At 64.6% G+C, this 19,449-nt stretch carries 19 protein-coding genes and 2 pseudogenes; 10 read left to right on the top strand and 11 right to left on the bottom strand.

Annotation, left to right across the window (positions count from 1 at the left end; all coding sequences use genetic code 11):
* Positions 1 to 33: 33 nt before the first annotated feature.
* Positions 34 to 276, top strand: a complete 243-nt coding sequence (locus tag GGD62_RS13890) for a PilZ domain-containing protein (protein ID WP_183234795.1) — start codon at positions 34 to 36, stop codon at positions 274 to 276.
* Positions 277 to 320: 44 nt separating this feature from the next.
* Here the strand turns inward: GGD62_RS13890 and GGD62_RS13885 are convergent, their stop codons facing one another.
* Both GGD62_RS13885 and GGD62_RS13880 read right to left on the bottom strand, forming a co-directional pair.
* Complete coding sequence (locus GGD62_RS13885) at positions 321 to 2,357, bottom strand: pyrroloquinoline quinone-dependent dehydrogenase (RefSeq protein WP_246800095.1); 2,037 nt, start codon at positions 2,355 to 2,357, stop codon at positions 321 to 323.
* 13 nt (positions 2,358 to 2,370) lie between these two features.
* On the bottom strand, positions 2,371 to 2,595 hold the full coding sequence (locus tag GGD62_RS13880) for a hypothetical protein (RefSeq protein WP_018316637.1): 225 nt from the start codon (positions 2,593 to 2,595) through the stop codon (positions 2,371 to 2,373).
* Between the two features lie 164 nt (positions 2,596 to 2,759).
* Between GGD62_RS13880 and GGD62_RS13875 the strand changes: the two genes are divergently transcribed.
* Positions 2,760 to 3,164, top strand: coding sequence for a hypothetical protein (locus GGD62_RS13875; RefSeq protein WP_026201706.1), 405 nt, complete (start codon positions 2,760 to 2,762; stop codon positions 3,162 to 3,164).
* 113 nt (positions 3,165 to 3,277) lie between these two features.
* A complete protein-coding gene (locus GGD62_RS13870; protein ID WP_018316638.1) occupies positions 3,278 to 3,604 on the top strand; it encodes a hypothetical protein in 327 nt (108 codons plus the stop codon).
* A 77-nt stretch (positions 3,605 to 3,681) separates the two neighbouring features.
* Here the strand turns inward: GGD62_RS13870 and GGD62_RS13865 are convergent, their stop codons facing one another.
* The 4 genes from GGD62_RS13865 to GGD62_RS13850 form a co-directional block, all read right to left on the bottom strand.
* On the bottom strand, positions 3,682 to 4,038 hold the full coding sequence (locus tag GGD62_RS13865) for a carboxymuconolactone decarboxylase family protein (RefSeq protein WP_183708830.1): 357 nt from the start codon (positions 4,036 to 4,038) through the stop codon (positions 3,682 to 3,684).
* A 7-nt stretch (positions 4,039 to 4,045) separates the two neighbouring features.
* The gene (locus GGD62_RS13860) at positions 4,046 to 7,273 is read right to left on the bottom strand and encodes an efflux RND transporter permease subunit (protein WP_183708829.1); all 3,228 of its coding nucleotides are present in this window, start codon (positions 7,271 to 7,273) and stop codon (positions 4,046 to 4,048) included.
* Positions 7,270 to 8,280, bottom strand: a complete 1,011-nt coding sequence (locus GGD62_RS13855; protein WP_183709013.1) for an efflux RND transporter periplasmic adaptor subunit — start codon at positions 8,278 to 8,280, stop codon at positions 7,270 to 7,272. The genes GGD62_RS13860 and GGD62_RS13855 overlap by 4 nt, the downstream gene beginning before the upstream one ends.
* Before the next feature lie 114 nt (positions 8,281 to 8,394).
* The gene (locus GGD62_RS13850) at positions 8,395 to 8,694 is read right to left on the bottom strand and encodes an ArsR/SmtB family transcription factor (RefSeq protein ID WP_409333947.1); all 300 of its coding nucleotides are present in this window, start codon (positions 8,692 to 8,694) and stop codon (positions 8,395 to 8,397) included.
* Between the two features lie 115 nt (positions 8,695 to 8,809).
* Between GGD62_RS13850 and GGD62_RS13845 the strand changes: the two are divergent.
* From GGD62_RS13845 to GGD62_RS13830, 4 genes and pseudogenes are all read left to right on the top strand, one after another.
* Positions 8,810 to 10,091: pseudogene (locus tag GGD62_RS13845) on the top strand (NAD(P)/FAD-dependent oxidoreductase).
* Positions 10,092 to 10,148: 57 nt separating this feature from the next.
* Entirely contained in the window at positions 10,149 to 10,352 is a 204-nt protein-coding gene (locus GGD62_RS13840; RefSeq protein WP_183234801.1) for a DUF2892 domain-containing protein, read from the top strand.
* Positions 10,353 to 10,391: 39 nt separating this feature from the next.
* A complete protein-coding gene (ccoG, locus tag GGD62_RS13835) occupies positions 10,392 to 11,831 on the top strand; it encodes a cytochrome c oxidase accessory protein CcoG (protein WP_183708828.1) in 1,440 nt (479 codons plus the stop codon).
* 151 nt (positions 11,832 to 11,982) lie between these two features.
* Entirely contained in the window at positions 11,983 to 13,146 is a 1,164-nt protein-coding gene (locus tag GGD62_RS13830; protein ID WP_183708827.1) for a GNAT family N-acetyltransferase, read from the top strand.
* 7 nt (positions 13,147 to 13,153) lie between these two features.
* On the opposite strand, the gene GGD62_RS13825 is transcribed toward GGD62_RS13830, so the two are convergent.
* Positions 13,154 to 13,819, bottom strand: a complete 666-nt coding sequence (locus tag GGD62_RS13825; RefSeq protein ID WP_020508626.1) for a DsbA family oxidoreductase — start codon at positions 13,817 to 13,819, stop codon at positions 13,154 to 13,156.
* 170 nt (positions 13,820 to 13,989) lie between these two features.
* On the opposite strand from GGD62_RS13825, the gene GGD62_RS13820 reads away from it, so the two are divergent.
* Positions 13,990 to 14,790: a thioesterase family protein gene (locus GGD62_RS13820; protein WP_183708826.1), complete on the top strand. Its 801-nt coding sequence runs from the start codon at positions 13,990 to 13,992 to the stop codon at positions 14,788 to 14,790.
* Here GGD62_RS13820 and GGD62_RS13815 read toward each other — a convergent pair.
* Positions 14,778 to 15,602: a helix-turn-helix domain-containing protein gene (locus tag GGD62_RS13815; protein WP_183708825.1), complete on the bottom strand. Its 825-nt coding sequence runs from the start codon at positions 15,600 to 15,602 to the stop codon at positions 14,778 to 14,780. The two genes, GGD62_RS13820 and GGD62_RS13815, sit on opposite strands and share 13 nt — an antisense overlap.
* Before the next feature lie 40 nt (positions 15,603 to 15,642).
* A complete protein-coding gene (locus tag GGD62_RS13810; protein WP_018316648.1) occupies positions 15,643 to 16,464 on the bottom strand; it encodes a helix-turn-helix domain-containing protein in 822 nt (273 codons plus the stop codon).
* A gap of 542 nt (positions 16,465 to 17,006) precedes the next feature.
* On the opposite strand from GGD62_RS13810, the gene GGD62_RS13805 reads away from it, so the two are divergent.
* Positions 17,007 to 18,104: a site-specific integrase gene (locus GGD62_RS13805; RefSeq protein ID WP_183708824.1), complete on the top strand. Its 1,098-nt coding sequence runs from the start codon at positions 17,007 to 17,009 to the stop codon at positions 18,102 to 18,104.
* Here the strand turns inward: GGD62_RS13805 and GGD62_RS13800 are convergent.
* Both GGD62_RS13800 and GGD62_RS13795 read right to left on the bottom strand, forming a co-directional pair.
* Positions 18,101 to 18,274, bottom strand: a complete 174-nt coding sequence (locus tag GGD62_RS13800; RefSeq protein ID WP_157644208.1) for a hypothetical protein — start codon at positions 18,272 to 18,274, stop codon at positions 18,101 to 18,103. The two genes, GGD62_RS13805 and GGD62_RS13800, sit on opposite strands and share 4 nt — an antisense overlap.
* A 109-nt stretch (positions 18,275 to 18,383) precedes the next feature.
* Entirely contained in the window at positions 18,384 to 18,695 is a 312-nt protein-coding gene (locus tag GGD62_RS13795) for an MFS transporter (protein WP_312014261.1), read from the bottom strand.
* Positions 18,696 to 19,012: 317 nt separating this feature from the next.
* Between GGD62_RS13795 and GGD62_RS13790 the strand changes: the two are divergent.
* Positions 19,013 to 19,431: pseudogene (locus GGD62_RS13790) on the top strand (sigma factor); the annotation flags it as partial.
* Positions 19,432 to 19,449: the final 18 nt, after the last annotated feature.

Here is a 19,449-nt window from a genome sequence, read left to right as displayed (position 1 = left end):
TTACTTCACAATCATCATGTTGGACCAACGCGGATGATCGAGAAGCGTGCAGCGCAGCGGCACCGTGTTTTCAAGGGTGGAACGATCACCTTCGAAAGCAGCGGCATCCCCTGCACCGTGCGAAACATGTCGGCGGGCGGCGCGGCGATCGACCTCGACACCCCCGTCACATTGCCGCAATCGTTCACGCTATCGATCGCGCGCGACGATTTCGTGCGGAATTGTCGCACAGTTTGGCGCAGTGACAAGCGCGTCGGCCTCGCCTTCGAGCAATAGCGCGCGCGATGTGAACGAACGTTCGCATCACATCCACAACACGATTATGATTGCGTGATACGACGACGGCGACGCCAGCGCAGGCTTGCGATCACGAGCGCGGCGATTGCGATTCCGATCGCCGCGGATGCTCCGAAAAATCGTCCACCGGGACGATCGATGGTGCGCGACCACAATGTCGGCGCCTCGCCCGGCCGCGCCAGGCGGAACGCGACCACGCTGTCGCCGATCGAGGTGCCGACTTCGGAGTGGCCGCCGGCGCCGATCGCGACATATTGCTCGCCCTTCCACAGATAGGTCATGGGATTGGCGACGCCGGGCACCGGCAGCCGTCCCTGCCACAGCTCCTTGCCGCTTCGCGCATCGAAGGCGCGCAGATAAGCATCCATCGCGCCGGTGAAGACGAGGCCGCCTGCCGTGACCGCCACTCCGTTGACGAGAGGCGCGCCCCAAGGCAGCGGCGCGCCGAGTGGTGCCAGGTCTTCGGTGGTGCCGACGGTCGAACGCCAGAGGATCTTGCCGGCCTTCAGATCGACCGCAACCATCTCGCCCCAGGGCGGCTTGTTGCAGAGCAGACCGAGCGGCGACATCGCCACCGCGCGCGACATCGCAAACGGCGCGCCGCGCTGCTGGCCGAAATCATGCCCCGGCGGCGGATTGAATCCGGCAGCCTCCGTGCGCGGGATCAGCCTGATGAGATGAACGGCGCGCCCGGTGTTGGCGTAGAGAATCTGGTGGACCGGATCGAAGGCCGCGCTGCCCCAGTTCACGCCGCCGCCGGTGAAGGGAAATTCCAGCGTGCCCCGCACGGAAGGCGGCGTGAACAGACCCTCGTTGCGCGCCTCCGTGAACAGGCGCTCGCAGGACGAGGGGCGCAGTTCCGGCAACAGCGAGAGCGCGTCGTCGGTCGAGATCGCCTGTGATGTCAGCGCCGGTACATGCGTCGGAAACGGCTGCGTCGGCGACAACGTTTCCCCTTCCGCGCCGCCCTGCGGCACCGCGCGTTCTTCCACCGGCCAGACCGGCTTGCCGCTGTCGCGGTCGAGCACGAAGACAAAACCTTGCTTGGTCGGCTGGATCACGACGTCGCGCTGGCCGTCTCCCGCATCGAGGCGCGCAAGCGTCGGCTGCGCCGCCAGATCGTAATCCCAGACGTCGTGATGCACCGTCTGGAATGCCCATGCGAGCTCACCGGTCTCGATGCGCAATGCGACCACAGAATTGGCATGCTCGTTGTTGCCCGGCCGCTTGCCGCCCCAGAAATCCGGCGACGGCGAGGACGTCGGCAGTAACACCAGGCCGCGCGCCGTGTCGACCGACATCGGCGCCCAGACATTGCCGTGCCCGGCTTCGATGCCGTCACGCTTGAGCGGCTCGAAGCTCCAGCGCGCCCGGCCGGTGCGCGCATCGAACGCACGTACGACGCCGCTCGGCGCATCGACGCGTCGGTTGTCGGAGATCGAGGAGCCGACCACGACGACACCCCGGCCAACGGCGGGCGGCGAGGTGATCTGGAACTCGCCGGGCCATTCCAGGGCAATACCGATATCGAGCTTCACCTCGCCACTATTGCCGAAACCGGCACAGGGAATTCCCGTCTTCGCATCGAGCGCGATCAGGCGGACGTCGTTCGTGCCCATGAAAATGCGCGACCGACAGGCGGCATTCGCGGGCGCCTCATCGTCGGTCCAATGGGTGACGCCGCGGCAGACGTAGCGATTGGCGGGACGCTGATTGGTCGCGATCTTCGGATCATAACGCCATTTCTGCGCGCCCGAGCCGGGATCGAGCGCAATCACCTCGTTGAAGGGCGAGCAGAAGATCAGACTGTCCTCGACGAACAGCGGCGTTGCCTGGAATTTGGTTCGCCGCATCACCTCCGGCGGGCGCACCGCGAGATCGCCGGTGCGGAATTCAAAGGCCCGAACCAGATTGCCGACATTGTCGGGCGTGATCTGTTGCAGTGGCGAGAAGCGCGAGCCGCCGGCATCGCCGCCCCAACTCTCCCAGGCCGCGCTTGGCCGCACGGCGATCAACAGCAGCGCAACGAGCCCGATCGGAAATCGCAGGCCGGTCCGCAACGCTCGCCTCGCCCTATTTCGGCTTCTTGGCAGGTTCACTCGGGCGGGCCCCGCCCCACGGGTCGTACTTGTCCTTGGGCTCGGGAATGCGCTCAAGCGCGGCCTTGTAGGCTTTCTCGTCGACCTTGGGCTTGTTGTCCGCCGGTTTAGCTGCCTCATTGGGTGGCCGCCGGCCCTGCGCCTGCGCCGATGCAACCGTCAGCGCCATGACCGCAGCCGCGATGACCAAAATCCTCATTGATGCAACCCCCCTCGTCTGGGGTACAAACTTAGCCTGCAATTCCGGAATATGAAATGCCGCGAGTTCCAGGACTTCCTGGAGACTTCAGCAAATCTTGATCGCCGGGGACTTCGCCGGATCGCATTCCTGCCTATCTGTTGGCCCGCAGGGGACCTTCACGGATGTTACGGATCATTGCTCATGCGGCGCTGCTCGCCGGCGCGCTCGCGCTCGGCGCCTGCGGCTTTGCCGACAGCCGCGCGCCGGTGCCGGAATTCATGCGCATGAAGGAAACCGAGCAGCCGCCGCCTGAACCCGCCCCCGACGTCAAGCGCGTGGTGCGCGAGCAGATCGACGTCGTCTTCCTTGCCACCTCCTATCCGCGCGAGGTGCACGTCGCTGCGCCCCATCGCGAGGTGCGCGGGCCGGGCTGGACCGCCTGCGTCCGGGCCCAGCTCACCTCTGCCACCGGCACCTCGCTCGGCGCCCAGACCTACATCGTGACGATATCAGGCGGAAAAGTGGTCGACCGCCGCCGGGCAGAAGCCGAGGACATCTGCGGAACGGAAACCTACGAGCCGATCTAGCAGCGAATCTGCGTAACAAAGCTCCGGTTCCGGGAAAAACCAGCATCGCAACCGGGAACGATCGCCGCCTCCCCTTCTTGTTACCGCCGAGGGCAGTTTCGGTGGAGGACACGATGAAGACATTTACGATTGCGCTGTTGGCGGGTGTCGGCGCGCTGGCCGCGGCAACCGGTGCCAAGGCGGCGGACATCTATTCGACCAGCGAATACACGAACCCCGATCTCATTCAGGAAGTCCGGCTTGTCTGCGACGACGCCGGCAATTGCTACCGCACCCGCGGCGGCTCGCGCGTGATCGTGCGCGACTCCTACGCGACCATGCCGCGCGATCGCTATTATGAGCGACGCACCTATCGCGACTGGGACGATGGTCCGCGTGCCGGCGTCGGCATCCGGACACCCGGCGTCAGCGTGGGCGTCGGTGTCGGCGACCGCTGGTAGTTGATAGATCGAGCACGGACGGGACCGGACGAGACAGCTCGCCCGGTCCCGTCGCGTGCTTGACTCAGATCACCACGTCAGGCGGCGACGGATTGCTGCTGAAACTGCTCAAAGGCCGCGATCGCATCGGCGGCGTACATCAGCGACGGTCCGCCGCCCATGTAGACAGCCATGCCGAGCGTCTCCTCGACCTCCTGACGCGTCGCGCCGAGCTTGACGAGGGCTTCGGTGTGAAAGCCGATGCAGCCGTCGCAACGCGCGGCGACACCGAGCGCCAGCGCGATCAGCTCCTTCGTCTTCTTGTCCAGTGCACCCTCGTGCGTGGCAGCCTGGGCGAGTGCGGAAAATCCCTTCATGGTCTCGGGAATGTCGCCACGCAACTTCTTCAAATTGGCCGAGATGTTCCTGGTGATGCCGACGTAGTTCTTGTCCATTGGGCCCTCATGAGCTGGATTTGGCTGTGGTCGAAACCGCCTCGCGCGGCGTGCGCAAGGCGATGTAGATCGCGGGGATCACCAGCACGGTGAGCAGGGTCGACGAGGCAAGCCCGAACAGGAGCGAGATCGCCAGTCCCTGAAAGATCGGGTCGAGCAGGATGGTTGCGGCCCCGATCATGGCCGCGAGCGCGGTGAGCAGGATCGGCTTGAAGCGGACCGCGCCGGCTTCCAGCACTACTTCGCGAAGCGACTTGCCGTGTGCGCCGCTATGCCGGATGAAATCGACCAGCAGGATCGAATTGCGCACGATGATGCCGGCCAGCGCGATGAAGCCGATCATTGAGGTCGCGGTGAACGGCGCCCCCAGCAGCCAGTGCCCGATCAGGATGCCGATCAGCGTCAGCGGAATCGGCGTCAGGATGACGAGCGGCAAACGGAAGCTCCTGAACTGGGCGACGACCAACACATAGATGCCGAGGATGGCCGCACCGAAGGCGGCGCCCATGTCGCGGAAGGTCACCCAGGTGATCTCCCATTCGCCGTCCCACAGCAGCGTGGGCCGCGACTCGTCCGACGGTTGGCCGTGCAGGTTGATCGCGGGCTTCGGCAGCTTGCCCCAATCATGGGCCTCCACGCGATCGGCAACCGCGAGCATGCCGTAAAGCGGCGCCTCGAAGCGTCCGGCAAGCTCAGCCATCACCATGTCGGCGAAGCGGCCGTCCCTGCGGAAAATCGTCGGTGAACCCTGCTCCATGGTCGCCTTCACGACCTGACCGAGCTCGACCACCGTCTTGCTGCCGGGCAAGGTGTTGGCCGGCACCGGCGTCGAGGCCAGCGCCTCGTCCCAGACCAGATCGCGCTTTCCGAGATGCACCGCGATCTCGATCGGGTTGCGGTCCTCGCCGCGATGCGAATAGCCGATCGAGATGCCGCCGAACAGCGCCTGGATGGTGTCGTAGACGTCGCGTTGCTCGACGCCGAAGAATTCGAGCCGGTCCTGGTCGATCGAGAGCCGCAGCCGTGGCCGCTTCTCGCCGATGGAATCGTCGACGTCGACGATGAACGGCACTTCCGCGAACACCTTCTTGAGCTCGGCCGTGACCGCACGGCGTGTGGACGCATCGGGACCGTAGACCTCGGCGAGCAGCGTCGAAAGCACCGGCGGCCCGGGAGGCACCTCGACCACCTTGATGCTGGTGCCTGCGGGCACATCGAGCGCCTTCAGCTTCTCGCGCAGCTCGAGCGCGATCTCATGGCTCGCGCGCTTGCGCTCGCCGCGCGCGGTCAGGTTGACCTGAACTTCGCCGAGCTCGGGCTTCTGGCGCAGATAATAATGCCGCACCAGGCCGTTGAAATTGAAGGGCGCCGGCGTGCCGGCATAGGATTGCAGCGAGGTGACCTCCGGCAATTGCCGCGCGATCTCGGCCGCGCCGAACAGCGTGCGCTCGGTCGCCTCCAGGCTCGCCCCTTCCGGCAGGTCGACGACCACGGCGATCTCGGACTTGTTGTCGAACGGCAGCAGCTTGACGGTCACCGACTTGGTCGCAAACAGCGTCATCGACGCCAGCGTCGCGATGCCGACGCCAAGCAGGAATATCCAGGCCGACCGCTTGCTCCGCACGATCGGCGCGGCGAAGCGCCGGTAGAGCCGGCCGAGCCGGCCTTCATCGTGCGCCGCATGCGCTGAGGCGACCTCGCCCTTCGGCGCGAGCTTGAGCATCAGCCAGGGCGCGACCACCATCGCGACGAAGAACGAGAACAGCATGGCAGCCGACGCGTTGGCCGGGATCGGCGCCATATAGGGGCCCATCAGGCCCGACACGAACAGCATCGGCAACAGCGCTGCGACCACGGTCAACGTCGCGACGATGGTGGGATTGCCGACCTCCGCCACCGCCTCGATGGTCGCCTGCAGGCGCGGCCTGCCGTCGCGCATGCCCCAGTGCCGCGCGATGTTCTCGACCACGACGATGGCGTCGTCGACCAGAATGCCGATGGAGAAGATCAGCGCGAACAGGCTGACGCGGTTGATGGTGTAGCCCATCAGATTGGCGGCGAACATCGTCAGCAGGATCGTCGTGGGAATCACGACGAAGGTCACCAGCGCCTCGCGCCAGCCGATCGCGATCGCAATCAGGACGACGATCGAGACGGTGGCAAGGCCGAGGTGGAACAGCAGCTCGTTGGCCTTCTCGTTGGCGGTCTCGCCGTAATCGCGCGTCACCGTCACCTGGATGTCTTCGGGGATCAGGCGCGACTTCAATCCTTCGAGGCGCTTGGCGATGTTCTCGGACACGACGACCGCATTGGCACCGGCCCGCTTGGCGAGCGCCAGGCTGACAGCGGGCGTCCGCGCCCACTGCCCTCCGGCATCGCGCGAATCCGTCCAGACCCGATGCTCGACGGTGCTCGGGCCGACGACGACGGAGGCGACGTCCTTGACATAGACCGGCCGGCCGTCGCGGCTCGTGATCAGCAGCAATCCGATGTCGGGAATGCCTGTTAGCGTCTGCCCCGCCGCGACGTTCCGCACGACGCCGGCGTCGCGAACCTGCCCGGCCAGGAACGAGCGGTTGGCGTCCTTCACCTTGGCCACGAGCTGCTGCAGCGTGATCCCGAACAGCGACAGCTTCTCCGGATCGGGCTCGACGCGGATCTGTTGTGCAGCGCCGCCGGAGATGTAAGTGAGACCGACGTCGTCGACTTTCATCAGCTCCGCGCGAACCTTGTCGGCGAGCTCGTAGATGTCCTTGTCGGTCCAGCGGCTGGCGGCCTCCGGCTTCGGCGACAGCGTCAATACCGTCACCGCAACGTCATTGATTCCCCGGCCGACGATCAGCGGCTCGGGGATGCCGACGGGAATGCGGTCGAGATTGGCGCGGATCTTCTCGTGCACCCGTAGGATGGCGTCCTCGAACTTGGTGCCGACCAGGAAGCGCGCGGTGACCATCACGCGGTCGTCCTCGGTCTGGCTATAGACGTGCTCGACGCCGTCGATGCCCTTGACGATCGACTCCAGCGGCTTGCTCACCAGCTCCACCGCGTCGGGTGCGCGCAGGCCGTCAGCGTTGACGCGGATGTCCACCATGGGAACGCTGATCTGCGGCTCCTCCTCGCGCGGGATCACCACGACGGCGATCAGCCCCACAACGAGCGCCCCGAGCAGGAAGAGCGGCGTCAGCGGCGATGCGATGGTCGACCGGGTCAACCGTCCTGACAGACCGAGATTCATGGCCGCACCAATTGGTCACCGACCTGGATGCCCGAGAGGATCTCGAGCCCGTCGGGAAGCGAAGGCGTCGGCATGTCGCGGCCGCGCTGCACCGGCACGTCGATCGTCTGGTCCCCTTTCCGGAGCTGGACGTAGTCGATGCCGAATCGCGTCGTCACATAGCTGGACGGAATGACGAAGGCCGGCCGCGTGCCGCCGGCAATCCAGACCCGCAAGCGATCGCCGACGAAATATTCGCCGAGTCCCTCGACGGTCGCGTCCGCAATGACGCGCCCCTCCTCGATCTGAGGATAGACGAGGTCGATCACGCCCCGTTTCGAAGCTTCTCCCGCCAGCTCTGCGCCATCGACACGGACCTTGTCGCCGGCCTTCAGGTAGCGCGCGTGGCGCTCCGGCACGCGCAGCCGCAGCTTGAAGTTCTGCTCGGCGACCGTCACGATCGGGTCGCCGGCGAGCACGACGGACCCCAGCGTGATCAGCCGCTTCAACACGCGCCCGTCCGCCGGCGCCAGCACCTGGCCCTGGTTGAGCTGCTCGTTGATGACGGCACGCTCCGCAGTCTTGGCGCGCAGACCGTTGTCGGCGACGTTGAGCGCCGTGCGCTGCTCGTCGAGCTTGACCCGCGGCAGGATACCGCGCTCGACCAGTCCTTCGGTCCGGGTGAAGTCGAGCTGCGCCTGCTTGGCCTGGGCCTGCAGCGCCTCGATCTGTGCGTCGAGCGATTTCATCTGCAGGACGAGCTTCTCGTCGCCGATGGCCGCGATGACCTGGCCTGCGGTGACGCGATCCCCTTCCCGCACCTCGAGCTGAATGACGGTCCCGCCGATGCGGCTACGCGCGGGAACCACGCTGATGCTCTCGACGGTCGCAAACACCGCCTTCTCGTCGGCGACCGTCTGCTGCGCAACGACGAGCGTACTCGCGGCGGCAGCAGGCCCCGCCGGTACTCCGATCGCCGCCCAAGCGGCCAGAAGCCCCAGGCGCGCCAGATATTGCAAAGGACACATCCGTGTCGTCATCGGGTTCATCACACCGCGCAGCGGTGCCCTCTCATTTCATCGACATCGGGCGAAGGCGCGTTGATCTCGCGCAAGGCGCGCCCGCCCGCCGTTTCCTAGGCTTCACTTCGTCCTTGCGGACTTCGGCGCGCAAAACACCTGGTAAAGCGTCTTCAGGATTGCGCGCGCCGGCTCGCTGGCGATCGAATAGAAGATCGTCTGCGCATCGCGCCTGGCGGCGACCAGGCCATCCTTGCGAAGGAGCGCAAGATGCTGGGAGACCGTGGAGTCCCGCAGGCTCAGGAACTCGGCCAGCTCGCCGACCGACCGCTCGCCGTCGATCAGCTGGCAGATGATGAGAAGGCGGTGACGATTCGAGAGCGCCTTGAGCAACTCGCTCGCCTGGTCCGCCGCCCGCTCCATGATCTCGCTATCTATTTTCATACTTGCGTATATACGCAATTACGAATATATAGTCAAGCGCTGCACGACAACCGGCACAGAACCGGTGAAGCGGCGTAATCCAACGGAGGAACCCATGGCGGAGATTGTCGTAGTCGGAGCCGGTCTGAGCGGAACGCTGATGGCCTATGAATTGCTACCCCAATTGAGAAAGGAGGACCGCCTCAGCGTCATCTCCCAAGGCACGGTCTATCATTTCGTGCCCTCGAATCCGTGGGTGGCCGTCGGCTGGCGCAAGCGCGAAGAGATCGAGATCGATCTCGCAGACGTCATGAAACGCAAAGGCGTGCGGCTGCTGACGCAGGGCGCAAAGCGCGTCCACCCGGAGAGGAACCGTGTCGAGCTCGGCGACGGCACCTCGATCGACTATGATTATCTGGTCGTCGCGACCGGTCCTGAACTCGCCTTCGACGAGATCCCCGGCCTCGGTCCGCAGGGCCATACCCAGTCGATCTGCCACGTCGATCATGCCGCGCATGCCCGTGACGCCTTCGAGCAGCTCGCGGCCAATCCCGGCCCGGTCGTGATCGGAGCCGTTCAGGGTGCCTCCTGCTTCGGGCCGGCCTACGAATTTCTCTTCATCCTTGAAACGGAGCTGCGCCGGCGGAAGCTGCGCGACCGCGTCCCGATGACCTTCGTCACCTCGGAGCCGTATATCGGCCACCTCGGTCTCGACGGCGTCGGGGACACCAAGGGTCTTCTGGAAAGCGAGATGCGCGAGAAGCACATCAAGTGGATCACGAACGCCCGCATCGACAAAATCGGCCCCGGCTTGATGTCGGTGGAGGAGTTTTCCGACGACGGCACGTCCCGCAAGGCGCATGAGCTGCCATTCGCCTATTCGATGATGTTGCCCGCCTTTCGCGGCGTCGAGGCGGTGCGCGGCATCGAGAAGCTGACCAATCCGCGCGGCTTCGTCATCGTCGACAAGCACCAGCAGAACCCCGCCTTCCCCAACGTCTTTGCCGTCGGCGTCTGCGTCGCGATTGCGCCGGTCGGCGCGACACCCGTGCCGGTTGGCGTTCCCAAGACAGGCTTCATGATCGAATCCATGGTGACGGCGACCGCGATGAATATCGGCGCCCTGCTCCGCGGCAAGGCGCCGACGGCGCAGCCGACCTGGAACGCGACTGGCCGACTTCGGCGATTCCGGCGTCGCCTTCCTCGCGCAGCCGCAGATTCCGCCGCGCAACGTCAATTGGTCCTCCAAGGGCGAATGGGTGCACCTCGCCAAGGTCGCCTTCGAGAAATACTTCCTGCGCAAGATGCGGCGCGGCGAGAGCGAGCCGTTCTACGAGCGTTTCGTTCTCGACAAGCTGAACATCGCCAAGCTCAAGGAGGTCCGAACCGGCACATGAGTGGCATCGTATGCACCGAAGCCAACCCGACCCGTCGTCAAGAAGAAGGAGCCTGCCATGAATGTCGATAAAGCCGTCCTCGCCTTTGCGGGATGCGTCGTCCTGCTCGGTCTCGCGCTGGGCACCTATGTCAATGCGTACTGGTACCTGCTGACGGCGTTCGCCGGGCTGAACATGTTGCAGGCCTCGATCACGGGCTTCTGCCCGGCAGCGATCGTGTTCAGGAAGCTCGGCCTGAGCAGCGGCTGCGCGTTCTCCTGAACGCACGCAGATGCAGCCTGTGATGCGGGGGAATTTGCCATGACCGACGACACCTTCATCGAAGGACCTCTCTACGAGAAGCGCAGGAAGGTCTATCCGCAATCGGTCCACGGGCCGTTCCGCCGTATCAAATGGGCGATCCTGTGCGTCACGCTTGGGATCTATTATCTTTTGCCGTTCGTACGCTGGAATCGCGGACCAGGCCTGCCCGACCAGGCCGTGCTGATCGACTTGCCGCATCGCCGCTTCTATTTCTTCTTCATCGAGCTGTGGCCGCAGGAAGTGTATTACTTCACCGGCCTGCTCATCATCGCGGCGATGGCATTGTTCCTGATGAACGCAGTCGCGGGGCGGCTGTGGTGCGGCTATTTGTGCCCGCAGACGGTGTGGACCGATTTGTTCTATGCCGTGGAGCGCTGGGTCGAAGGCGACCGGCGCGAGCGCATGCAGGGCGACAAGCGCTACTGGACGTTCGACCACATCCGAAAGGTCGCGCTCAAGCACTTCCTCTGGATCATGATCGCCTGGTGGACCGGTGGCGCCTGGGTGCTGTATTTCGACGACGCTCCGACGCTGGTGAAGGAGCTCGCTACCTTCCAGGCGCCGCTCATCGCCTATCTCTGGATCGGTATTCTGACCGCAACGACCTATGTCTTTGCCGGCCACGCCCGCGAGCAGATGTGCATCTACATGTGCCCGTGGCCGCGCATCCAGGCGGCCCTGACCGACGAATGGGCCCTCAACGTCACCTATCGCCGCGACCGCGGCGAGCCGCGCATGTCGGTGAAGAAGGCGGAAGCCGCCCGCGCCCACGGTGATTTCGCCGGCGATTGCGTCGACTGCCACCAATGCATCAACGTCTGCCCGACCGGCGTCGACATCCGCCACGGCATCCAGCTCGGCTGCATCCAGTGCGGCCTCTGCATCGATGCCTGCGACAACGTCATGCGCGAGATCGGCCGGCCCAAGGGCCTGATCGGCTACGACACCGACATCAACATGCAGCGCCGGCGCGAAGGCAAGCCGCCGATCTATCGCATCGTTCGCGCGCGCACGCTGATCTATACCGCAGCCATTGGCATCGTCGGCACCATCATGGTCTACACCCTCGCCACGCGCGCGACCATGGACGTCAACGTGCTGCACGAGCGCAATCCTCTGTTCGTTCAGCTCTCGGACGGCGGCGTGCGTAACGATTACACCGTGCGCATCCTCAACAAGGGCGCACAGCGATCGTTTGCGATCGAGGTCTCCGGGCTGCCCGGCGCGAACATTCGGATTGCGGGCATCGAAGCCCCTCCCGGTGGCAAGCCCGTCGTCGAGGTCGGACAGGACCAGACCCGCGAGGTCAGACTGTCGGTGCAGGTCGGGCCTGCCGATCTGCCGAAGACCTCGCGCGATGTCGAGGTCACGATCACCGATAGCGCCGGCGGTGGACGGGCAAGCGCCCGTGATCACTTCCTGCCCGGCGACAAGTAAGGTCTGCGTTGAGCAATCCGGCGCAGGATGCTCAACGAAACGTTAACATTACCGTTCGAATTGGAGCCGCGTACCAACGGTATTTTCCAATCTTTGCGCTAAGCATGACCACGTGACGCGGCATTTGCCCGCGTGAACGGGACGAGGGGACGTGGTCGACATCGCGCAGCAGGCAGCGATCCATGCGGCATCGGCAGAGGATGCCACGGCGGCGCGCGTCCCGCTTGCGGCGATCGATCCTGGCCAATGGCGCGCGCTCGCGCAGCGGGCGATCGAGCCGAACGGATATTACCTGCCCGCCTGGGAGCTCGCCGTCAGCGCCACCGCGCGCGGCCGCACGAACGCCTCGGCCCTGCCCGCATTCGACGGCACGTCGACGCGGCTGATCGGGCTGATGCCGGTGATCCCGCTGTGGCACGCCCTGAAGATTCCCCTGCCCGCGCTGGTGAGCGCGCATCCCTACGGCACGCTGTGCAGCCCGCTGATCGACGGCGACGCCCCGATCGAGGCGGCCACGCAGCTGTTGCAGCGGGCGCGCGGGGCCGGCGCGCATGCGCTCGTGCTGAACGACGTTGCGCTCGACGGCGCTGCGATGACTGCGCTCGAGCAGGTCCTGATCCGCGACGGCCTGAGGCCGCGCGTCCTTTCCTCCTACATCCGCGCCAGCCTCGATGCGACGCAGGATGCCGAGACGCTGCTGCGCGACGCACTGGGCACCAAGAAGCTCAAGGAGCTGCGCCGACAACGCCACCGCCTCGAAGAGCACGGCCCTGTTGCGTTCGACGTCGCCCGCCGGCCTGACGAGATCGGGCCCGCACTCGAAACATTCCTGCAGCTCGAAGCCAGCGGCTGGAAAGGCAAGCGCGGCACCGCGCTGGTTCAGCATGCCGGCGATGCGACCTTCATTCGCCGCGCGGTGCCGGCGCTGGCGGAGACCGCGCAGTGCGAGATCGTCACGCTTCGCGCCGGGACGACACCGGTGGCCGCGGGCATCGTGCTGCGCCACCAGGATCGGGCCTTCTTCTTCAAGCTCGGCATCGACGAGCGCTTTGCAAGATATTCGCCGGGCGTGCAGCTGACGCTCGATCTCACCCGCCACCTCTGCGCCGATCCCGCCATCGCCAGCGCGGATTCCACCGCGAGCGCCGATCACCCCATGATCAACCCGATCTGGCGCGGGCGCTTTGCGGTCGGCGACGTGCTGATCCCGCTGCGGCGGCACGATCCGGTCGTGGCGCTGATTCACGCAGCACTAGCCGGACTCAATGCCGCGCACGAGGGCGCGCGACACGTGGTCCGCCGGCTCCGCAAATAAGCGAAAGCTACTCCGCCGCCTGGGCGTTGATCTCCTCCGAGACCTGGCGGATGGCGCGCGCGAGCAGGTTCGGGTCCTGCGCGCCGGAGACGGCGTATTTCTGCGCGAACACATAGGTCGGCACGCCGGAGATTCCCTTCTCCGCCGCCTCCTGCGCATCGGCCGAGACGCGCGCGACGTCCTCGTCGGTGGCAAGGCGCCGACGCACGTCCTCGGCATCGAGGCCGACATCGGCGGCCGCCTGCACCAGCACGTTCACATCGGTGAGATCGCCGCCGTCGCGGAAATACAGCTCCATCAGGCGCTGCTTCATCTCGGGCGCCTTGCCGATCGCTTCCGCCCACAGGATGAGGCGATGGCAGTCGGTGGTGTTGGGCTGCCGCGCCACCAGCTCGGGCTTGTAGAGGAGGCCCTCCTCGCTGGCGGCCGCAACGACACGTCCGGCAATGCCCTTATAGGCCTCGACCGAGCCGAACTTCTGGGTGAGATAGGCCTCGCGGCTGATGCCCTCGCGCGGCACCCAGGGATTGAGGAAGAACGGGCGGAAATTGAGCTTGACCGGAACGTCCGGCACCAGCGCCAGCGCACTCTCGATCCGGTGCTTGCCGATATAGCACCAGGGGCACACCACGTCGGAGACGACATCGATCTGGAGCGGTTTCAGCGTGCTCATGTCAGGCGCCTCCTTCGGGCGGGTCACGGGTTCGCCGGAAGATAAGCCGAACCGGGGGCGGCGCAAGCCGCCGGTCCTGCATGGCTCACGACTTCACCTCTGCGGTTATTGTGACCGCTGCACCCCGCCCCGATACTCGCGACCACAATCAAGTCCGAGAGGAGACCGCGATGAGCGCCATTTTCAGGCCGGAAGGCCAACAGTTCCGGGCTACGGAGCATGCCGGCGGTCCGTGGTCTCCGGACATGCTGCAGGGAAGCGCCACCACTGCCCTGATGACCCGCGAGGTCGAGCGTCTCGCCACCGAATCCGGCTTTGTTGTGCGACGCCTGACCTTCGATCTGTGGCGACCGGCGGGCCTGCGCGCCTTCAGGGCCGTCAGCGAATTGCTGCGCGACGGCCGCAAGGCCAAGACCTTGCAGGTGCGGCTGATGGACGGCGAGACCGAGATCGGCCGCTGCACGGCGCTGCTGACGGCGCCGAGCGGGGAATCCCCCACCGATCCCTTTGCGAGCCCCATGGCGCTCGACAAGGCGCCCGAGGCGGGTAGCCCGCCGCCGGCCTTCGCGCAGAAATGGAGCCGCTATTTCCAGAACGTGTCGGTGCGGCTGATCGAGGGCGCGCTGGAGAAGCCGGGCTCGGCGGCGGCCTGGATGCGGCTCGATGCGCCGCTGGTCGAGGGCGAGCCGAACACGCCGCTGCTGCAGGCGGTGCAGGCCGCGGATTTCGCCAGCGGGGTCGCGCAGATCGTCGACATGCGCGACTGGACCTTCATCAATCCCGAGATCAGCCTTTACTTCTTCCGGCCGCCCGAGAGCGAATGGATCCTGATCCGCGCCGCCACGCGCGTTGGCGCCAACGGCGCCGGCCTCACCACGGCGACCTTGAGCGATCTCAAGGGTCCGTTTGCCGAGGTGATGCAGGCCATGAGCTTCGAGCGGCGTGAGGCCGCGCAAGCTCAGGCATCTTGAGCCGCAAGCGCGACCAGGGTCGCCTCGGAGGCGGCATCAACGGGCATGAACATCTCGACGCGAAGCTCCTGCAGCGTCACGTCCTGCGGCGTGCCTAAAGTCAAAACCGCGCCGATCAGTGAGACGCCGGCGTCGCCCTTGCGCAGGCGCACCTCGCAGAGCGGCCCCGGCGCGGCGTTGTCCTCGATCCCAAGCGCGGGAAGCTCCGGCAGCCGCATCAATTCGCGCCAGGTCGATTGCAAGGCTTCGTCGAGCGGCGCGGCCATTGCCTCATGGCGCGCGCGCGACAGCAGAGCCGCGGCCACGGTGGTCCAGTTCTCGACGAACGGCTTGAGCTCGTTCGGCGCCAGGAACATGCGCATGTGATTGAGCGGCCGCTGCATGCGCTCAGGTCCGAGCAGCATCGTCATCAGGCGCGATGCGGCACGGTTGGCCTGCATCACGTTCCAACGCCGGTCGGTGACGATCGCGGGAAACGGCTCGTGCCGCCGCAGCAGAAGATCGATGGCCCGGCGCGCATCGGCAAGCTCGGGCGCGGCAAGATCGCGCTCGCCATATTGCCGGGCGAAGCCGCCGGCCTCGAGCAGCGCGTTGCGGTCGCGAAGCGACAAATCGAGAGCGGATGCGAGTTGCAGCAGAATGTCCCGGCTTGCCGCCGCCTTGCCGGTCTCGACATAGCTCAGATGCTTGACCGAAATGCCGGCCTCGAATGCCAATTCCGCCTGGCTCAACGCCCGGCGCATGCGCCAGGCGCGCAAGAGATCGCCGACGGGATTGGCCGGGCGCAATCGCCGAAACGAGCGTGTGTCCATCGACGGATTATGCGGGGATCGCTGCTGCCTGTAAACGGCGCTATGGCAGCCCGGCCGCCATCTGCTTCAGCCGTTCGGCGGTGCGCTCGTCCGCCGGGAAGAAGGTCTCCAGCGCCAGCTCCGACAGGGTGATGTCGACGGGCGTGCCGAACACCATGGTGGTGGAGAAGAAGCTCAGGATTTCACCGCCGTGACGCAGCTTGAACGGGATCGCGACGTTGTCGCTCGACAGCGGCCCCGTCCGCGCCGGGATCGGATAGCTCTTGAGGTCGTTGTAGAGCTTGATCAGCTCAGGATCGGCCGTCACCTCGCATTGGCGGTGCAGACGCTCCAAAAGATGGCCGCACCACTCCGCGAGATTGACCGTGCGCGGCGCCAGCGCCTCGGGATGAAAGGCGAGCCGCAGCACGTTGAAGGGCTGGCCGAGCAGCCGCTGCGGAATGCCGTCGAGCAGCGGCGCCACCATGCGGTTCGCCGATACCAGGTTCCAGTGCCGGTCCACCGCGAGCGCGGGATTGGGCTCATGCGCCCTGAGCACGAGGTCGATCGCCTGGCGGGCTGATTTCAAGGCCGGGTCCTCCAGCGGGCGCTGCTGAAACGCGGGCGCATAGCCGGCGGCGACCAGCAGCACGTTGCGTTCGCGCAAGGGCACGTCGAGACGCTCGGCAAGCCGCAGCACCATGTCGCGCGAGGGCGCGGCGCGGCCGGTCTCGACGAAGCTTAGGTGACGCGCCGAAATTTCGGCCTCGCCCGCGAGATCGAGCTGGCTCATGCGGCGGCGCTGCCGCCATTCGCGCAAATGGTCGCCGATGTGAACCGGCTGGCTGCGGTCGGCTTGTGCCGTGGATGCATGTGCGTTCATGACCAGAAACCTATCATGCCGATTTCGGCCCTTCCATTACCCACGAGGTAACGGATATTGGCACCTAGCTAACTGAAATCGTTCAGTTTGTTTGCTACGGGTCTGGCCCATACCAACAGAAATACCAACAACCCCAAGAACAACTTCCGACACGAATAAATATTTAGGCCGAGCCGATTGGTAGCCGGAATTAAGAACCAATCACTGATCGCCCCCACTAGGAGGGCGCCTCTCGCCATTGCTAGACTTGCGAGCGAACACGCGACCTGGAGCACGTTCACTCCGTAAGGTCGGCCGCAAGTCGAACTCATCCAGTACCAGGCAACGTGAGCTAGCGTGGATCAGTCCAGTCCATCATGGGGGCGACGGAAAAGCGATAGTCTTGATATTTCAATAAGTTGTCCTATTCTTTCAATGGACTAGAACGTGAACCAGGTGCACACGTGTGCACTTAAACTAGCCCAAATTGCACACGTTTGTACCGCCTTTGATCTCCCGGTGCACACGTAGCGCACACGAAATCGGGGTGGAGTGCACACGCAATGCCGACGTTTACAAAACTCAGATCGGGAAGCTGGCGCGTTCAGGTCAGGAGGAAAAACGAGTACATCGCAAACACGTTCGTGCGACGGCGCGATGCTGAAGAATGGGCGATTGATGTGGAGCGCTCTATCGATCGCGGCACCCCAATTCGACGTTCCCGGCCTTTTGAGCAGCCTCGAATTTTTTCCGATTTGATCACCCTGCATCTCGACGATCTTGCCCAGGTCGGCAAGCCCGTACGACGATCCAAGTCGATGGTGCTCAAGGCCCTTAAGATCTCGCTTGGACGAACAAACCTCAAAGAGCTGACCAGGGAGAGATTGATTGAGTTCGGGCGAAAGCGAGCTGCTCAAGGCGCTGGACCGGCGACCCTTGCGATCGATTTCTCATTCATCCGAACGATCCTACTTCACGCTGCCGCAGTCCACGGCATTAACGTTTCAGTCGAGAACGTACAGCTGGCCAGAGCTGCGCTAAAGCACCTGGATCTCGTCGGAAAGTCAAACGAGAGGGATCGGCGCCCTAGCCAAGACGAACTCGATCGACTGATCGGATACACCGAATCTAACGCCCAACAGTATCTACCACTCGGTAGAATTGTTCGCTTTGCTGTGGCGACAGCAATGCGCCAAGCTGAGATCTGCCGCATCGAGTGGACTGATGTCGACATGTCAAAGCGAACCGTCACTATTCGCGACCGCAAAGATCCTCGACGCAAAGACGGAAACCACCAAGTGGTTCCTCTCCTCAATTCGACCGGGTACGATGCCTGGCAGCTTATGCTCGAGCAGCGGATTCTCACGCGCGGCCTCGGACGCGTTTCTCCATACCACTCGAAGTCGGTAGGAGCTGCCTTCCGCAGGTCATGCAACGCTATCGATATAGATGACCTATGCTTTCACGATTTGCGCCATGAAGGAACAAGTAGACTCTTCGAAGCGGGCTTTTCGATACAGCAGGTTGCGATGGTGACAGGCCATAAAGACTGGCGAATGTTGCGCCGATATACAAATCTCAAGCCCGAAGATCTGCACAAGATGCAGAAAGCTGCACAGCCATCAATGGAGCAATTCCTAGCCACTCTGGTCGCCAGCTAGAGCGCGACCTTCGTCAAATTTGAACCTGCTCGCTGAATATGTAACTGCAAGGGATCGTCCTGCCTGCTTTGGCCTTGAGAGCGGACTTCGGCGGGTAACTGCATCACGTCAGCCTTGCGCCATGAGCTGACTTGCGACAGGTGGTGGCTGTCGGCGGAACGCAGACTCATGATGGGCTTTCCGGGCCGCTGTGAGTCCGTCTTGGCGATACACGGCGCGTAGGCGAGAAGCCGTAACACTCAACCCGCCAAAAATGACCCACTTAAAAAATGACGGGTTTCAGATCGGACCCCATAAGGCTCCCCGAAGCCAACTCTGGCCAAATCCGGTCCTTCGGCTTCTGATCGCCGCAGGGGAATGAGCCCGCTTAATCGCGCATCCGATGGCACGGTCAGCGTTTGTCACGCGCTGGTGCGGCCTCAGGTGCTCGAGCCACGAGGCGACCTTGAAAGTCTCCAGGTAGCGGCCGTTCACAGCCGCGTCTTCGAAGAGATCCCACGCGTAAGCGCCGTCGCGCCGTCGTTGCTGCTCCAAGCCGGCGATCGCGTGCAGAAACGCTTCTCGTTTCGCCTGATCAATCCGGTATTCCACACCGGACGAGAAAGCGCCCTTTCCGATTGCCCGTTATTCGGGCGGCTGGTGAGCCGAGCAGCGGCTCGAAGGCCCTTGCGAGCGGGCGCGCTGTTCTATTTGCCAGCGGGACGGATCTCGTACGACGTTGTCGCCGCTGATGGCGGCGTCGCAGTGCGATGGCAGTGTTTCCATTGTACCAGGCCAAGGTTATTGCTTCCTCCCCGACGGGATGGCAGGTGGCAGCAATCTCGGCAGCCGTTCGGCGGCAGCCAACTCTATGGCCAACGGGTTTCCATCGGGTCGGCGACACCGAGTTCGAAGCGGAGCGCGGGTGCCTGACACGCTTGGCCTATCGGATGATGGGCTGGCTCGCCGAGGCGGAGGACGTCGTTCAGGACGCATGGCTGCGGTGGGTCGGGGTGGACCTCGATTCGCCTCCCGCCCATCTAACCCGCATCGTCACACGCCTGTGCCCTGACCGACGCCGCTCCACGCGAGCGCGCCGGAAGCCTACCTCGGACCCTGGTTGCCAGATCCTCTCGTGGGTTCCATGGAGCCGGACGAGACGGTCGCCGACGACGTCAAGGTCACGTTGATGCTGGCCCTCGAGCGTCTGTCCCTCTGGAGCGGGCCGCTTTTCTTCTCCATGACGTCTTCGACGTACCGCTGACTGAAGTGGCCATCACCCCGCCAGCCAGCCGCGGTCCGTACGCTCGCGGCGCGCGCTCGTGCTTGGATGAATAGAACGCATCCTGATCGAAGCCCGTGCAAC

This window comes from Bradyrhizobium sp. ERR14, from assembly GCF_014198235.1.
Classification (GTDB): Bacteria; Pseudomonadota; Alphaproteobacteria; order Rhizobiales; family Xanthobacteraceae; genus Bradyrhizobium.
The sequence above is the reverse complement of the archived record's forward strand: the minus strand, read 5'-3'. Positions and strand labels throughout refer to the sequence as shown.

Bases quoted from the DNA above. Each gene is read 5' to 3' on its own strand.
- GGD62_RS13890 (WP_183234795.1), top strand. From the start codon at position 34: ATGATCGAGAAGCGTGCAGCGCAGCGGCACCGTGTTTTCAAGGGTGGA.
- GGD62_RS13880 (WP_018316637.1), bottom strand. From the start codon at position 2,595: ATGAGGATTTTGGTCATCGCGGCTGCGGTCATGGCGCTGACGGTTGCA.
- GGD62_RS13875 (WP_026201706.1), top strand. From the start codon at position 2,760: ATGTTACGGATCATTGCTCATGCGGCGCTGCTCGCCGGCGCGCTCGCG.
- GGD62_RS13870 (WP_018316638.1), top strand. From the start codon at position 3,278: ATGAAGACATTTACGATTGCGCTGTTGGCGGGTGTCGGCGCGCTGGCC.
- GGD62_RS13865 (WP_183708830.1), bottom strand. From the start codon at position 4,038: ATGGACAAGAACTACGTCGGCATCACCAGGAACATCTCGGCCAATTTG.
- GGD62_RS13860 (WP_183708829.1), bottom strand. From the start codon at position 7,273: ATGAATCTCGGTCTGTCAGGACGGTTGACCCGGTCGACCATCGCATCG.
- GGD62_RS13855 (WP_183709013.1), bottom strand. From the start codon at position 8,280: ATGTGTCCTTTGCAATATCTGGCGCGCCTGGGGCTTCTGGCCGCTTGG.
- GGD62_RS13850 (WP_409333947.1), bottom strand. From the start codon at position 8,694: ATGGAGCGGGCGGCGGACCAGGCGAGCGAGTTGCTCAAGGCGCTCTCG.
- GGD62_RS13840 (WP_183234801.1), top strand. From the start codon at position 10,149: ATGAATGTCGATAAAGCCGTCCTCGCCTTTGCGGGATGCGTCGTCCTG.
- ccoG (WP_183708828.1), top strand. From the start codon at position 10,392: ATGACCGACGACACCTTCATCGAAGGACCTCTCTACGAGAAGCGCAGG.
- GGD62_RS13825 (WP_020508626.1), bottom strand. From the start codon at position 13,819: ATGAGCACGCTGAAACCGCTCCAGATCGATGTCGTCTCCGACGTGGTG.
- GGD62_RS13820 (WP_183708826.1), top strand. From the start codon at position 13,990: ATGAGCGCCATTTTCAGGCCGGAAGGCCAACAGTTCCGGGCTACGGAG.
- GGD62_RS13815 (WP_183708825.1), bottom strand. From the start codon at position 15,602: ATGGACACACGCTCGTTTCGGCGATTGCGCCCGGCCAATCCCGTCGGC.
- GGD62_RS13810 (WP_018316648.1), bottom strand. From the start codon at position 16,464: ATGAACGCACATGCATCCACGGCACAAGCCGACCGCAGCCAGCCGGTT.
- GGD62_RS13805 (WP_183708824.1), top strand. From the start codon at position 17,007: ATGCCGACGTTTACAAAACTCAGATCGGGAAGCTGGCGCGTTCAGGTC.
- GGD62_RS13800 (WP_157644208.1), bottom strand. From the start codon at position 18,274: ATGAGTCTGCGTTCCGCCGACAGCCACCACCTGTCGCAAGTCAGCTCA.